The sequence below is a fragment of the Verrucomicrobiia bacterium genome (assembly GCA_035574275.1).
GTDB lineage: Bacteria > Zixibacteria > MSB-5A5 > DSPP01 > DSPP01 > DSPP01.
Genome location: DATLYY010000070.1, coordinates 1 through 14,659, shown reverse-complemented (window position 1 = coordinate 14,659; position 14,659 = coordinate 1). Strand labels below are relative to the sequence as shown.

Genomic DNA, 14,659 nt, shown 5'->3' with positions numbered 1-14,659 from the left:
ATGCCTTTTACCAATGCGCAACTGGTGCGGAAACATTTGATTGAACATTCGGCCGCGGGACAGGCGGTGGAGAATTTCGCTCTGAAATTGAGCGGAACTTCCCCGGTGAAACTGCCGGGAGCGCCGGTTTTGGCAAGCTCGGAAAAAGTCAAAGGGAAGGAGGAGCAAACTCCCAAGCAGGAAACGGTTCTGCTTACGCCGGCGGGGGTGCAACTGCAGTCGACCGATTTGATACCGGAGTCGGTGGTCGCGGCGTCCGATTCGTCGCTGGGGACGGTCTATATCGAGCAGGTGGATTTTGCCGTGGATTATCCGGCGGGAAAGGTGCGCCGACTGGCGGGCGGGGCGCTCGCTTCCGACGCCACCGTCACCGTTTGGTATGTGCCGTTTAGAATTTACACGCGGAGTACGGATTACAAAATCGACTACGGCAGGGGGGAGCTCTCACGTTTGGCAACCGGGGTCATCGAGGACGGGCAGACGGTTTATGCCGATTTCAAGCTGGATTTTGCGTTTTTGGGGGAAGAGATAATCGAGAATGCGGTAGCAGAGGCGGAGGCGCAGGTTGTCTCCCGAATCGACGCGGCGTATCTGGATTCGTCCGATGCGGGGCTTGCGGCGGGGGCGACTTATCTGGCGGTTTCCATTCTGGCGCACATCAAATCGCTCGAGTCGATGCAGGCAAACGTTCCATCGCACCAGCTTTCGCGGTCGTGGGCGATTATGTCCAACTTTTACCGGAGGCGGGCGCAGGAATTTTTGGCGCCTTTTGCGAAAAAGGCGGGAGGGTTGAAACCGATGACGATTCCGGGGAAGGTATGACGCAAACCTTAAACTATCTCAAATCGAAACGCATTTGGGCGGTGCCGGGGGTTTCCGTTTACGGCACTTTGGGGGCAGCGGAACTGCTATTGCTCCGGACGGAAATCACGCCGAGCGCGAAGCGGATAATTTTTGAGACGGCGGTTCTGGGAGGGATGGAGCAGGTTTTGTTTTACAAAGACCTGGTGGATTTTCGGGGGAACCAACTGCCGCAGCGATTGAAAAATCCGAAGGTGGCGGTTTTGCAAAAGTCGGCGGTTTTTGCGGTTGTGGTCGGGAGCGAGGGGGAGGAGGTTTTCCGGCTGGCGAAGGTTGCCGGTGCGGAGAATGCGGTGGTGGATTTGCTCATAATCGAAATGGGGTGACGGAAAGGCAACCTCTCCCTAACCCTCTCCTAAAAGGAGAGGGGACAAGTAATCATTGCTTTTTGATATGATCAGAGATTTTGTCCAATACTCCCTGCAGGTTCGTGAGAAATTCATGACCGGAAAATCGCAAAACAGTAAAGCCGTATTTCCCAAAGAATGCGTCGCGTTTCCTGTCTTCGGTTTTTTCCTTTTTCTGAAAATGCTGACCGCCATCCAGTTCGACGAACAGTTTCGCTTTTACGCAGAGAAAATCAACAACGTAAGGACCAAAGGGAACCTGACGACGAAAATGCGCTCCTATTCGATTCGAACGCAGACGCCCCCACAGCAGTTTTTCGACGGCGGTCATTTGCCTGCGCAGTTGACGCGCCCGGTTGACACCGGTTTTGGAGTAAGCGAGATAGTTCTTCTTTTCGGGCATTCAGTCCCTTCCAATCCCCTCCGGAAAAATAAGGGACAAAATATAAAGCGAAAAAGAGAGGATAGAAACGATGAAAAATAAATGGCGGGTGATTGCCGGTTTGGCGTTCGGCGCCGCGGCGGCCTTTGCCGATGATACGGGATACAAAAGCCCGGGTTCCACGGCGGGGCAGTTTGCCAATCCGGGGAACGCGGTAAGCTCGAACGATGCGCGGGCGATCGAGGGGGCGGTCAATGACACGATGGGGTGCTGGGATTTTTCGTTCAACGTCCCCGCCGATGCCCAAAGTATCAACGGCCTTCAGATTGAAGCGGAGGGGCGGCTTTTGGAAAGCCCGCCGCAGGGGGGCGGGTCCACCGGGGATTTGCAGATACGGCTTTCGTGGAACGGGGGGACGAGTTGGACAGCGGCCAAAACCGAGGTTTATACGGAAGGGGAGGGGGAGTTTTATCACGCGTTTGGCGGGGCGGCGGATTTGTGGGGGAGGGTGTGGACGGTTACGGAGACCAATAATTCCAATTTCCGCGTGTCTTTGAAATACAGCCGGGAGGATATAGCGCAGAACCAGATTGAGATTGACCACGTGCGGGCCAAGATTTTTTACACGCCGGCATCCGGGGGCGGTTCGCCGAGGCGGAAGCGGCTGATCAAGAAACCGTAAAAGTGAAAGCGGAGAATCGTCCGGACTTAGACACCCCCTCCGGCCCTTCGGGCCTCGTCCCCCTTGGTAAGGGGGACAAAAAAAACGAAATCATCGGATTCGCACCTAACTAAAAGGAGAACTGTGATCAAAACATTTCTATTAGCCGTTGCGTTGCCGGCTTTGTCTATCGAAATCGCCCGGGCGGATTTGTGGGGGGAGTTTCGGAATTCAAGCGGGGCGAAGTGGGACACGCTGTATTTGTCCGGCAATTTTCATGATTCGCTGGGGCTGAAGGAGCAGGACGGGGATTCCATCGGCTACTGGCGGTATTATCAGGGGACGCTTTTTGAATCCACGTTTGTCGCTTTTGCCACCGATAAAATCTGGACGGGGAATTTTAGGCGGGCCTTTCGGGCCTCCAAGTCGGACGGCTCGACGGGCGCTTATGCGGTGCGGGTTTTGGTTTGGAAAAACGGGGGGAGAATTTCCCATAACTTTGACGAAGGGGGATGGTTCACCTACACGGTTACCTCCGCCTTTCCCGAAGTGAATATTGTCTCGGCGGATACGATTGCGCAAGTGTCGGCTCTTGGCGCAGGTTCGAATCCGGTGACGGTGAGCGTGAAGCAGGGGGCTCTCCCGATTGCGGGGGTGCAGGTGCAAGTGGTCGATTCCTTGACGCAACTGGCGACGCAGGGGATGGGGAATACGGACGCGAACGGGGTCATCCGGTTCAATCTGAACGCCGGATTTTATTTTGTCCGGCTGTTCAAACCGGGATATTTGTTTGCCGCGCCGGAGACGCTGGTCGTTTCGGGCGCTACGGTCAAAAATTACGCCGGGACGCTTTTTGACCCCGGGGCGCCGGCGAGCCCCTCTTTGTGCCGGGTTTATGGGTGGGTGTTTGGGCTTTCCGCCGATTCCTTGGCGGGGGTGACCGTCACGGCGGAGATAAAAACAGCGCCGCTCAAGGCGGGGTTAATCGTCGTTTCGCCGTATTTCAGAGCGGCGACGACCAATTCTGCCGGTTACTGGTTTTTGGATTTGTATCCGAATCTTAGTTTGACGCCCTCGACAACAAAATATGAGTTCACGGTTTATCTGAACTCCGCGCCGATTGCCAAGCGGACGGTGGTTGTTCCCAATCAGGCAAGCTGGCAGTTTACGTGGTGATTTGCAGGGGGCGGTTCACGAACCGCCCCTACAAAGACAACCTCCCCTTAATCCCCTCCTTCGTAAGGAGGGGACAAGAATGGATATGCAATTCAAGCAGGAGAACCTGCGGCGGCAGTTTTATGATTTGGAAGCGATTGACCCGCGGGTGCGGGCGGTTGCGGTCGAACTAGATTTCTTTTTTCAGAAAAAATTCGGGCGGGAGCTGGTGGTTACTTCCGTCGGCCGGACGGAGGTGGAGCAGAGGGAACTTTATCCTGAATTTTTTGCGCGGGTTGGAAGAGTCCGTCCCAGCCCGCATTTGGATTTCCCCTGCCGGGCGGTCGATATCCGCTCGCGGGATTTGTCGGCGGAGGAAGTACAGGCGCTGCGGGAGTACTTTGCAACCTGGTGGGAGGAGCTGCCGGGGTGGGTGATTCTGGTCAATGACCGGGGGACCGCTTCCCCGCATATTCACATTCAAGTAGGGAAGAGAAGGGAATAAAAAAAACCCCCCGCCAAATTGCGGGGGGTTCTATTTTAATTGGGGAGTGGTGGAGGGGGGATGCCCGACTCTAACGTCAGGTGGCTGGGGTACAATTCCAGCGCGGCACCACTCACCCAAACTTTTATTCTACTCTTCAGTAAAACCCGCTAAAGCAAAAGGGTAAGTGAAGCAATTCCTATGCCGTCAATCAATTAACCCAATTCTTTCCATTCCAATGGAAGTTAATTCCGAACTGTGACTGGAATATGATGAGCCAAAATAAATTTGTAAAGAAAAAAATGTGAAGAGATTAGGAAAAAGCGGAGGGTTCGATGGGGTCGAAAAAAAGAAGCCGAAAAGAAGTTGTCCACAACTTTATACAAAAGGATGGATGTCGAGCAGGTTGCAAAACGCTTCATACTTGGTGTTGCATTTTGCAATTAAGCCGGGCTAAGAAGTTTGATTTTAAGCGTTTAGCGGTTCGGTTTCGAGGGTTAAATGGAAGGTTGTGCGAGGGTTTGTTTTTTTATCCGTTTTTCCGTCAGCCACCAGCAGAAGCCGGAGCCGCAGGTTTTGCCGAGGACGGCGAGCGCCGTCAAGCCGTGGAAATCCCAAAGGGGGTTCAGTTCGTGCGCGGAGGCGAAGTTCAAGGCGGTCCAGCCGGAGAAGAAAAGAGTCGAACTGATGAAAAACTTCCGCGCCTTGGGCAGATTGTTTTTGAAGAGCAGACTCATATCCGACTAAAAGTATCGGCAATTCGGAAAAAAATGTCGCTGACGGGGGTCATATCTCTTGACAAGAATCGAGGGGGGGGTAACTTTAAACAGATAGGATAGTGGTGCGATGAAAACAGAGGCCGCCTGCCGAGTGTTTCCAAGCTTGGGAGGGGGCTTTATTCATTTTTGGGGTTGTTTTTCTTCCAACCAGCTTCAATGCAAAGGGAGGGTATTATGAAAAGATTATTGGCGCTTGCGCTTTTGCTGGTAGCTTCGGCTGGGGCTTTTGGGCAGGCCCGTCCGGGGGATTCGATTATCTTCGAGTCAAAAACGGTGGCGCCCGGGTTTTATCCGGGGAGCACTTCAGACACGGCGGCATATCTGTACGTGAAAATGTACCTCACCAGCCAGGATTCGCTCACTTTTTTGACTTTGCCGTTAAAGGAGGTTTCAACGTCCGGCGGGGCCTACGGCGTCTTGGGGTATCCCCGTACATTCTTTGGCATACTATCACCCTTGAGCAACTACTTTCGGAACCCACCCGCCTTCACTTTATGGTACGACAACAGCAGCCCGGACACTCTTCTCTTGGCTGCCGGTTTTGACCCGGCTGATCCCTCCACCATTGCGCCGCCCTTTAACGTCCGAACGCCCATCTGGGAGATAAAATTTGACTCCGTCCGACCGAATGCGGGCACGTTTGAGCTGGATTCCGCCACAGTTATGGGGCTTAAACCCACCTTCACCAATACAGGGCCGCAGGATTTGCCGGTGAATTTCGTGAAAGGCATCATTACGGTTCGCCCGCAGGCCGACCCGCGGGATTCGGTGATTCTGGAATCGAAAGTTGTCTTGCCCGGTGTAGGCGACCCGGCTTTTACGATGAAGGTTTACATTACCAACAAGGATTCGTTGACTTTTCTTACACTAGCTTTAAAAGAAAGCACGCTTACCAATGGGGCGTATGCCCAGCTTTCCGGGCCCTGGTGCCCGCCCCGGAATTTTATGAGGTTTTTGACCAATACGTTGAATAAAACGATAGATGTCTGTCCCTTTCCATACGAGGGAGAAAGTCCAGATAAGTTTTTGATATCCGGTGGTTTTGACCCTGCCGACCCAACAACGATTGAGCCGCCCAATGTGACCCGGAAGGCGATTTGGGAGATAACATTTGATTCCGTCTTTCTGGATTCCGGTACCTTTGAGATCGATTCGACCCATGTTCAAAATTTGCCTACCACATTCACGACCACGGAACCTCGTGAACTACCGGTGAATTTCGTCAAGTCGGTCATCACCGTGCGGCCGAAAGGGGATTTCAATTTGGACGGGAGTTTGAGCGGGGCGGACGTGGTGGAGCTTTTGAACTGCGTTTTTGATATGGGAATGCCGGGTGGCGGGGCGTATCCCTGCGATTTGAACTGCGACAACAAGCGGAGCCCGGCGGATGTGATTTTGGAGCTTATGGCGGTGTTTATGGGGCGGGGGTTTCCTTGTTAGACCTCACCCCTTTATCCCCTCTCCGACACAGAGAGGGGGAGGGAAAAAATTCCGTGCTGAAAAAGTGGGGAGTTCTCCTGATTTTTTCGATGCTAACGGCGGCGACGGCGTTGGCCCAAGTGCCCGACCCGTGGGATTCCATCATACTTGAATCGAAGACCCTGGCGCCCGGCCTGACGGGCAACCCGGCTTTCACCATAAAACTTTCCATCACCAACAAGGATTCTATAACTTTTTTGACCTTTGTCTGCCGGGAATCTTCCCTGGTTGGCTCGGCGTATGTTTTGTTGAACCGAAGCCCGGGCGGAGCGCTCACGTTTGGGAGCGTTGTGACTCCCTTGACCAATACGCTGCGTTATTTTGCTAACATCAGCGTCTCTTCTTACAACGACCACAGCCCCGACCGGTTCCTGATTGCGGCGGGTTTTGACGGGAGCACTCCGGAGACGATTGAGCCGCCCAACGCGGCCCGCAAGCCGATTTGGGAATTGAAGTTCAGGCACAGTTCCGACTCTGCGGGGCAGGTGATACTGGAAAACAGCACCATTGCCGGTCTTGTTTCCCTTTTCACCAACACGGCGCCGGTGGATGCGCCGGTCAACTTTTTACCCGCCATCCTCACGCTTGCGTACAGGGGGGATTTGGATATGAGTACGGTTTTGACGCCGGCGGACGCGGTTTTGATTCTATACGCCGTGATGCAGAACCTGCCGCCGCCGGCGGGGTTTGGGGCGTGCGATTTGAACTGCGACGGGGAGCGGACCTTAGCGGACGTGATGCTATTGATGAACGCCGTGTTTGGGGGGGAGGGGTTTCCGTGTTAGGCAATACCCGACACTAACGTGTCGGCTACCGGGGGAATTCTCAAGGGGTGTTTTTTTTCGTTGACGGGGGGTGGGAATTAGTTAACTTTTACCGGAAAGGAAAACTACAGAAGAATGAAAGGGCTTGTTGCCGCAATTCTGCTATTAACCGCTTCCAACGTTTTTGCCCAGCCGGATGCGCGGGATTCGGTGATTATCGAATCAAAGACCGCCGCAACCGGGCTGGCCGGTTCCGGGGCTCTTTTAATCAGGGTCGACATCACAAACAAAGATACACTGGCAAATTTTACCTTGCCGGTGGAGATACGCACTCTTTCCGGCACAGCGTTTGTCGTCCTCGGCTATCCACGCACGTTTGCCGGGACGATGAACCGGCTGACTTCCACTTTGGGAAACAATCTGACCTTTTCTCCTTTCCTAAACAACGCCAGTCCGGATTCAGCGATTTGGTCGGCTTTTTGGGACCCGAGCGATACGGCCACAGCAGAGCTGCCCAATTCGACTCGAAAGGTATTCTGGGAGATGCGATTTGATTCGACAAAGGGAGCCGGCCAGGCAGCAATCGATTCGGCGGTAATTTTTGACAACCGGGTCGGTTTCGTAAGTATTGGCGGAACTTCAATTGGTGTCAACTTCGTTTGGGGCGGAATTTTCATGAGTGACGATTGGGGTATTTTGAATTGTGCAGGCGCGGGAGGCAACGTTTTGTATGGCCGACCTTACAATTATGATTTTGATGCCGATGCATCGGTGACTTGGTCGGTGACCAGCGGCCCGGGTTCCATCAACTCCAGCGGGGTCTATACATTTTCCGGACGGTGCCCGCTTGGAGCTATTCCGGTGACGGTTCGCGGTGTGAGTCAATCGGGTACCGTTAACCAATGTAGTTTTACGCTTAACGTCATTGACAATGCGCCTTCTTGCTCTCCCGCACAAAGCACGGTTACGGTTTCGCACGGGGAGATGGCAACCAACCAGTTCAACGGCTCGGACCCGGATGCGGGGGATTTGTTGTCGTTTTCCAAGTTAAGCGGGCCGGGGACGGTTGGCTCTAATGGAACGTGGTCGTATCAAACCTCCTGCTCCGACGTCGGTTTTTCGCCGCAATTCGTGCACGCGCTTGCGATTGACAGTTTTGGGGGCTGCTGGCCGGGGCCGGAGTCCACGAGCTGTCTTTTTGCGCTGGTGGTAACGAACGCCGCGCCGACTATCAACAATTGTCCTATGGATGTGGTGAAGGGGGATACGGGGGCGGCGTTTTCGTTACAACTTTCCGGTGCGGATATCGACCCGGTGGATAATGGAAATTTGCAATTCTCGCTCGTTTCCGGGCCGGCGGGGCTTACGGTTTCCCCCTCCGGGCTGGTGCAATGGACGCCAAGCGGGTCGCAATGGGGTTTGCGCTCTGCAACCGTGCAAGTACGGGATTTATGCGGGGCAACGAGCAATTGCCAAATCGATTTTTCCGTGTCCGTCCGGAAGGGGGATATGAACGCGGACGGCTCGCTGACACCCGCGGATTTGATACATATCCTAAACTGTATTTTTCTCTTGACCCCGCCGCCGGTGGGTTTTCAAGGGTGCGATTTGAACTGCAGCGGGAGCAACACGCAATCGGACGCGGTTTTGCTTTTGAACGCCGTTTTTTCGGGGGCGGCGTTTCCGTGTTAGACCGGGATTGCTGACATTTCGTGAGGGCGAGGCATGCCTCGCCCCTACATTTTTTCTTTTCAGCTAATATGCACCGACCGCCGTATAAACATACAGTGAGGAGATGTAGGACGTTGTTCGGGACGGCTTTGGCCTGTTTATGGGCGGCCGTCCCTGTTTTTTTCCCCCATACCCCGGCGAGCGGGGGGACGGTGCCGACGGGGTTTGTTGACCAGCCGATTGTAACCGGACTATCGCAGCCCTCGGCCTTTGCTTTTTTGCCGGATGGCAGGATTTTGTTTGCCGAGCAGAAGACGCGGAGAATCCGGATGATTGTCAACGGAGCGATTTCCACCACCGACCCGATTGCAACCATTGCGGACGTGAACACGGCCGGGAACGAGCAGGGGCTTTTGGGAATTGCCATCGACCCGGGGTGGCCGAGTCGTCCGTACGTCTATGTTTACTTCGACCGGACGCCGGGTTCCGTCATTTATCTTGCGATGTTCACGGCGACGGGGGATTTGAGCAATTCTTCGAGCCATAATCTGGCGCTGGGGAGCCGCTACAACATCATCACCGACATTCCGGACAATGCGGACAACCACAACGGCGGGACGATACGGTTCGGGCCGGACGGGATGCTATATGCTTCGCTTGGCGAGGATGCCGACCCCTGCGCCGCGCAGGATTCCACAACCTTCAAGGGAGTCATTTTGCGGCTTTCCGTTGACAGTTTGCCGGGGGGCGGTTCGGGCCCGGCCTCCAAGTCGGCTTTAATCGCGCCGGGCAATCCTTTTCCCGGCCCGGATGCCAACGCGCGGCTGGTGTGGGCGTATGGGCTGCGCAATCCGTTCCGGTTCAACATCGATGCGCAGACGGGAAATTTGTATATCGCGGACGTGGGGCAGGGGACGTGGGAGGAAGTGAGCGAGTGCGCGGGGGGGGAGAATTTTGGCTGGCCGTTCCGGGAAGGGCCGGCCTCCCGCGTGATTGCCGGATGCAACGAGCCGGGAGGGTTCGGAAACGGCAGTTTTGACGCGCCCATCGCCTATTACAACCGCTCCGGCTTCACCGCCTCCATCATCTCCGCCGGCTTGTATCGTCCGGCAAGCGGGCCGAATTTTTACAATTTTCCCCCCGAATATGACGGGGACTTCTTTTTCATCGACTACTATGAGGGATTTTTGCGGCGTATCAAGAAAACCGGAGGCATCTGGAGCGGGGCACCGGATGTGCCGGGGCAGCCGGACACGGCGAACTGGGGGGTTGGTTTTGTATCCGGCTCCGATTTCCAAGTGGGGCGGGACGGGGCTTTGTATTACCTTTTGCAGTTCGTCAATTTTGCCCCCAACAGCGGGCAATTGCGGCGAATTGCGTATTTGAAGGGGGATTTGAATCTGGATTTGGCGGTAACGCCCGCGGACGTGGTTCTGCATCTCTTATGCGTTTTTTCCGCCGAGCCGCCGCCGGGGGGGGATTCGGCCTGTGATTTTGACTGCAGCGGGACCAGCACGCCGGCAGACGTGGTGATTCTTTTAAACCGGACGTTTTCCGGCGGGGCGTTTCCGTGTTAGTAGTCCTTGCACTTTTGGTGTAAGGGCGAGGCAGGCCTCGCCCCTACAAGGGCTTGACAAAAAAAAAGGGGGGGGTTAGCTTTAACCGGAAAGGAAAAGTTAAAAAATGAACGGGCAGGTTCGCCGGTCGGATTTTGCAACCTTCCAAAGGAGGGGCGCGTGAAAATCTTGATTGTGGTTTTGTTGTCTTTAGTTGCCGCAGCAACGGCTTATGGGCAGGCCCGGCCGGGGGATTCGATTATCCTTGAATCAAAAACGGTGGCGCCCGGTTTTTATCCGGGGAGCGGAAGCGATACAGCGGCCTATCTGTACGTGAAGACGTACATCACCAGCGTGGATTCACTTACTTATCTTACTTTGGCCTTGAAAGAGGTTTCCACCTCTGGTGGGGCATACGGCATTCTGGGCTATCCCCGGAGTCTTCCCGGGATAATCAACTTTTTGTCTCCGTATTTTCGCGCGCAAATGGCGGTTGCTTTAAGCAAGTATAACAATTCCAGTCCGGACTCTTTCCTAATTGCCGCCGGCTTTGACCCTGCCGATCCTTCCAACATTGCACCGCCTTTTCCCGTCCGAACGCCTATCTGGGAGATAAAATTCGACTCGGTTTGGAATAATCCGGGGACCTTTGAGCTGGACTCCGCTACATTGTTCGGTCTTTCTCCCACTTTCACCGACACGGGCCCGACCGATTGGCCGGTGAATTTTGTGAAGAGCGTGGTAAGGGTAGTTCAGCCGCCGGACCCGAGAGATTCGGTGATTCTGGAGTCGAAGACGGTGGTGCCGGGGGCGGGGCATCCGTACACGACGGTGACCGTTTATATAACCAACAAGGATTCGCTCTCTTTTTTGACGCTGGTCTTGGTTGAGAAATCCACTTCCGGCGGGGCGTATGGCATTTTGCCACGGCACTCCAATGGGAATCGAACTTTTAGTGTGGTGATAACTTCGTTGGTGCCGGGTTTGCGGTATGGGGCAGCTTCTAATTTCTTTAGATATAACAGCACGAGCCCGGATTCCTTTTTGGTGGGGGGCGGGTTTGACCCGGCGGACCCCATTACAATAGAACCACCCAATGCCGTGCGAAAGGCGGTGTGGCAAATCAAATTTGACACGGTTTGGAACAATCTGGGAACGTTTGAGCTGGATACCTGCACCATACAAGGTTTGCAAAACACTTTTACCAATACCGAACCGCGGGATAGGCCGGCGAATTTTGTCAAAAGCGTCATAACGGTGGCTTATCCGAAGGGGGATTTGAACCAGGATGTGGCGCTTTCCCCGGCGGATGTGGTTTGGATTTTGAACTGCGTGATGCTGCAGATGCCGCCGCCGGGGGGAGTTTCCTCGTGCGATTTGAATTGTGACGGGATGGGGACGCCGGCGGATATTGTTTTGGAGCTGAATGCGGTGTTTTTGCAGGAGGGGTTTCCGTGCTAACGAAAGGCAGTAATTAGTTATTAGTGGTTGAAAAACGAGATTCTTCGCTTTCGCTCAGAATGACAAAATAGAAACAAAAAAGCCCTTGCGGGGCGCATCGATTCTTCGCTTGGGAGTTTCCTTTTTTTGCCGGAGCGTTTCCTCCGGACAGCGTCCCAAATTTCCCCCTTCCCAGGCGAGCCCCCTCGATGCTTTGGCCGCAAAGGCCTTTAGTTTTTCTATCGGCAGGAGTTTGGAATGGTTAACAGTTAGGCAGCATTAAAACGCTGCCGAAGAAAATGGTTTTTTGAAAAATTAATCCGATTTACGGTTCGGTGGAGGAGTGGGTGAGCGGGCAGCCGTCGCCATCCACACGGGTGCCGTAGGGGGTTTGGGCGCACAAGTCCAGCCAGTCCACAATGCCGTCGGCGTCCTTGTCCAGCGTGCAGCCGTCGGAATCGACAATTTCCCCCGGACGGTTGTTGTCGCAGGCGTCCCGCTTGTCCGGCACGCCGTCGCGGTCGGAGTCCCTTTCGCGCCCGAAGTAGAAATTCAGCCGGGTGTGCAGACTGGTTAAAGCGTTGAAAAGGCCGTAGCTGTTTTTGTTTTTGATGTTGCGGTCGCCCTGAAATTGCGAAAGAATTTTGGTGTTGTAGTACAAATCGCCGCCGACATCCAGCGCGATGTAATCGGAGAAGAAGATTTCGCCGCCGGCGCCGACGGCGAGGATGATGCGGTCGTCCTTGGCGTCGAACATCCGGCCGTTCAAGTCCTCCAGCTGCTTCAAATTCCCGTTTGCATCCGTCATCTTCCAACTGTTCAACCCCAGCCCGAAGGTCAAATAATTGTCGAACTTCCAGAAGGATTTGACCGGATGCTCCATGGACAGAACGAAGAAATGGTTGGTGAGCCGGTCGGCATCCTCCCTTGCCGCGAAAGTGAAACCGGCGCCGTCGTTCGGGCCGTCCGTTTCGGCCCAGCGGGACTCGGAACGGAAGTAATGGAAGGCGAGAATCTGATTATAAACGTCCCGCTTGACCAAAAACCCCTTGGGAAAGCTCACGGTCCAAGCGTCCGCCTTTTCGGTCAAGGTCGGTTTGGCCAAGCCCGATTCAAAAGCCAAGCCGGTGCGGCCGGCAAGCCCTTCGCGCAGGGAGAGGGCTTTCGCCTCGGCGGTCCAAAGCAGGGCCGCCAAAATAGGGCCGCAAAGAAGGAGTTCCCGGCCGGCTGAAATTTTCCGTTTTAAGGGCTTCCCCCAATATGGGGAAATTCCCATAGATTGAAAACGTCTCATTCCACTTCTTATTATCGGCAAAAAAAGGGGCAATTTTTAACGGCTTGGCGGCCGATGAAGAGGGAAGAGGGAGGCCGGGTTGGGCAAAGGGCCAAAAAGGGCTATCCAGAAAGGGGTTTTGGGCGTATATTCCTACAGCCGCCCGGAGGTTGGGCCCGGTACAAAAACTTAGGAGCGGCTTGGGCTGCATGCAGGCGAGGGAATTCAAATGAAAATGAGAGCGTTTTGGGGGAGTTGTTTTTTGTTTTTAACCGCCCTCTCCATTCACGCCGCGCCCCCCCATCCCGATTTGGAAGCCCGGTGGAAAGCGGAGGGGAAGTGGGGGGAGTTCGTTGCCCAGCAAAAAAACTGGAAAATAAAGGAGGGATACCGCAACCCGAACCCCTACCGGGCCAAGGCGTCCCCCTCCGGCACGATGGGTAAAGCGGCGGTGGTGCTGCCCGACACGCTCAAGGTGGTGGTCATCTATGCCGCCCCCTCCGACCGGCCCACCTCGGCGGACGGCCTCAACGTCACGCAGGCACAACTGCAGACCAATTTGTTCGGCGCCAACCCCACGAAAAACATGACCGATTATTTCAAGGAGGTTTCCTACGGGCAGACCGTGATCCTCGGCGACGTGTACGGCCCTTACACGCTGCCGCAGACGAACGCCTATTATACCGGGGGGTACTACGGGCGGGGGAACTATCCCAACAACGGCCAGAAGTTCGCGGAGGATGCCGTGGCGGCGGCGGATCCGTTCGTCGATTTTTCGCAATACGATGCCGACGCCGACGGCGCGGTGGACGGACTTTTTGTCATCCATTCCGGCCCGGGGGGGGAGTACACGGGGAACGTGAACGACATTTGGTCGCATGCCTGGACTTTCGGGACGCCGCCGCGGGACGGGAAAACGATGAACCGCTACGCCATCCAGCCGGAGCAGCAGCCGGGGCCGATTCCGATTCAAATCGGCGTGTTCTGCCACGAGGCGGGGCATTCCCTCTTCGGGCTGCCGGATTTGTACGACACGGACGGGAGTTCCTCCGGGCTGGGGGTCTGGTGCATCATGTCCGGCGGGAATTATTTGAACAACAGCCGGACGCCGGGGCATCCTTCCGCGTGGTGCAAAAAGGAGGTGGGGTGGCTGGCCCCCATCAATTCGACCGCCAACCAGACGGGGGTTTCCCTTCCCACCGTGCAGTTCACCCCGACTGTGTACCGGCTGTGGACGCAGGGGACGGGGGGGTATCAATACTTTTTGGCGGAGAACCGCTTCCGCCGGGGGTTTGACTCGTTCCTTCCGGCGGGGGGGCTTTTCATCTGGCACATCAACGACGACGTGCCGGACAACGACGACGAACAGACCTACAAAGTGGCGCTGGAGCAGGCGGACGGGCTTTTTGAACTGGAGAACGGCTTTGGCGGGTCGGACGGGGCGGACCCGTATCCCGGGAGCACGAACAACCGCACGTTTGACGAGTTTTCCTCCCCGAACAGCAACAACCGGAATTTAAGTCCCACGCAGGTGGCGGTCCGCAACATTTCCAACTCCGATTCGGTGATGAGCGCCGATTTGCAGGTGATTTATCCTTCCCCGTACATCCGGCTGGGGCAGAACGGGTTCATTTTCAACGCCATTTACAAGGGAACGCCGCCGGCGGCGCGCAATTTGAACGTCTATAACGACGGGGGGGGAAGTTTGAACTGGACGGCCTCGTGGAATCAGAGCTGGCTCGCCGTTACGCCGGATACCGGCACGGCACCCACAACGGCCTCCGTTTCCATCGCTTCCACCAACGTT

General features: G+C 55.3%; 14 protein-coding genes. 11 read left to right on the top strand and 3 right to left on the bottom strand.

Annotation, left to right across the window (positions count from 1 at the left end; genetic code table 11):
* Together VNL73_09430 and VNL73_09425 are read left to right on the top strand one after the other, a co-directional pair.
* On the top strand, positions 1–822 hold the full coding sequence (locus VNL73_09430) for a hypothetical protein (GenBank protein HXF49626.1): 822 nt from the start codon (positions 1–3) through the stop codon (positions 820–822).
* Positions 819–1,187, top strand: a complete 369-nt coding sequence (locus VNL73_09425) for a hypothetical protein (GenBank protein ID HXF49625.1) — start codon at positions 819–821, stop codon at positions 1,185–1,187. The genes VNL73_09430 and VNL73_09425 overlap by 4 nt, the downstream gene beginning before the upstream one ends.
* A 52-nt stretch (positions 1,188–1,239) precedes the next feature.
* Here the strand turns inward: VNL73_09425 and VNL73_09420 are convergent, their stop codons facing one another.
* A complete protein-coding gene (locus VNL73_09420; protein ID HXF49624.1) occupies positions 1,240–1,611 on the bottom strand; it encodes a DUF559 domain-containing protein in 372 nt (123 codons plus the stop codon).
* Between the two features lie 70 nt (positions 1,612–1,681).
* Between VNL73_09420 and VNL73_09415 the strand changes: the two genes are divergently transcribed.
* The 3 genes from VNL73_09415 (at position 1,682) to VNL73_09405 (ending at position 3,911) form a co-directional block, all read left to right on the top strand.
* Positions 1,682–2,272 carry a hypothetical protein gene (locus VNL73_09415; GenBank protein HXF49623.1) on the top strand — a complete coding sequence of 197 codons (591 nt, stop codon included), beginning with the start codon at positions 1,682–1,684 and terminating at the stop codon, positions 2,270–2,272.
* 123 nt (positions 2,273–2,395) lie between these two features.
* Positions 2,396–3,427, top strand: a complete 1,032-nt coding sequence (locus VNL73_09410) for a hypothetical protein (protein ID HXF49622.1) — start codon at positions 2,396–2,398, stop codon at positions 3,425–3,427.
* 79 nt (positions 3,428–3,506) lie between these two features.
* Complete coding sequence (locus VNL73_09405) at positions 3,507–3,911, top strand: hypothetical protein (GenBank protein ID HXF49621.1); 405 nt, start codon at positions 3,507–3,509, stop codon at positions 3,909–3,911.
* 476 nt (positions 3,912–4,387) lie between these two features.
* On the opposite strand, the gene VNL73_09400 is transcribed toward VNL73_09405, so the two are convergent.
* Positions 4,388–4,627 (bottom strand): hypothetical protein, encoded by a 240-nt coding sequence (locus tag VNL73_09400; GenBank protein HXF49620.1) that lies wholly within the window; start codon positions 4,625–4,627, stop codon positions 4,388–4,390.
* Between the two features lie 216 nt (positions 4,628–4,843).
* Here VNL73_09400 and VNL73_09395 point away from each other — a divergent pair, with 216 nt between their 5' ends.
* The 5 genes from VNL73_09395 (at position 4,844) to VNL73_09375 (ending at position 11,600) form a co-directional block, all read left to right on the top strand.
* Positions 4,844–6,109, top strand: coding sequence for a hypothetical protein (locus VNL73_09395; GenBank protein ID HXF49619.1), 1,266 nt, complete (start codon positions 4,844–4,846; stop codon positions 6,107–6,109).
* A gap of 53 nt (positions 6,110–6,162) precedes the next feature.
* Positions 6,163–6,933 carry a hypothetical protein gene (locus tag VNL73_09390; protein ID HXF49618.1) on the top strand — a complete coding sequence of 257 codons (771 nt, stop codon included), beginning with the start codon at positions 6,163–6,165 and terminating at the stop codon, positions 6,931–6,933.
* Positions 6,934–7,047: 114 nt separating this feature from the next.
* Positions 7,048–8,604: a putative Ig domain-containing protein gene (locus tag VNL73_09385; protein HXF49617.1), complete on the top strand. Its 1,557-nt coding sequence runs from the start codon at positions 7,048–7,050 to the stop codon at positions 8,602–8,604.
* A 191-nt stretch (positions 8,605–8,795) separates the two neighbouring features.
* On the top strand, positions 8,796–10,160 hold the full coding sequence (locus VNL73_09380; GenBank protein ID HXF49616.1) for a PQQ-dependent sugar dehydrogenase: 1,365 nt from the start codon (positions 8,796–8,798) through the stop codon (positions 10,158–10,160).
* A gap of 159 nt (positions 10,161–10,319) precedes the next feature.
* The gene (locus VNL73_09375) at positions 10,320–11,600 is read left to right on the top strand and encodes a hypothetical protein (protein ID HXF49615.1); all 1,281 of its coding nucleotides are present in this window, start codon (positions 10,320–10,322) and stop codon (positions 11,598–11,600) included.
* 304 nt (positions 11,601–11,904) lie between these two features.
* Here VNL73_09375 and VNL73_09370 read toward each other — a convergent pair whose 3' ends face one another.
* Complete coding sequence (locus tag VNL73_09370; protein ID HXF49614.1) at positions 11,905–12,873, bottom strand: hypothetical protein; 969 nt, start codon at positions 12,871–12,873, stop codon at positions 11,905–11,907.
* A 241-nt stretch (positions 12,874–13,114) separates the two neighbouring features.
* Between VNL73_09370 and VNL73_09365 the strand changes: the two genes are divergently transcribed.
* On the top strand, positions 13,115–14,659 hold a 1,545-nt coding region (locus VNL73_09365; protein HXF49613.1), incomplete at its 3' end, for a M6 family metalloprotease domain-containing protein.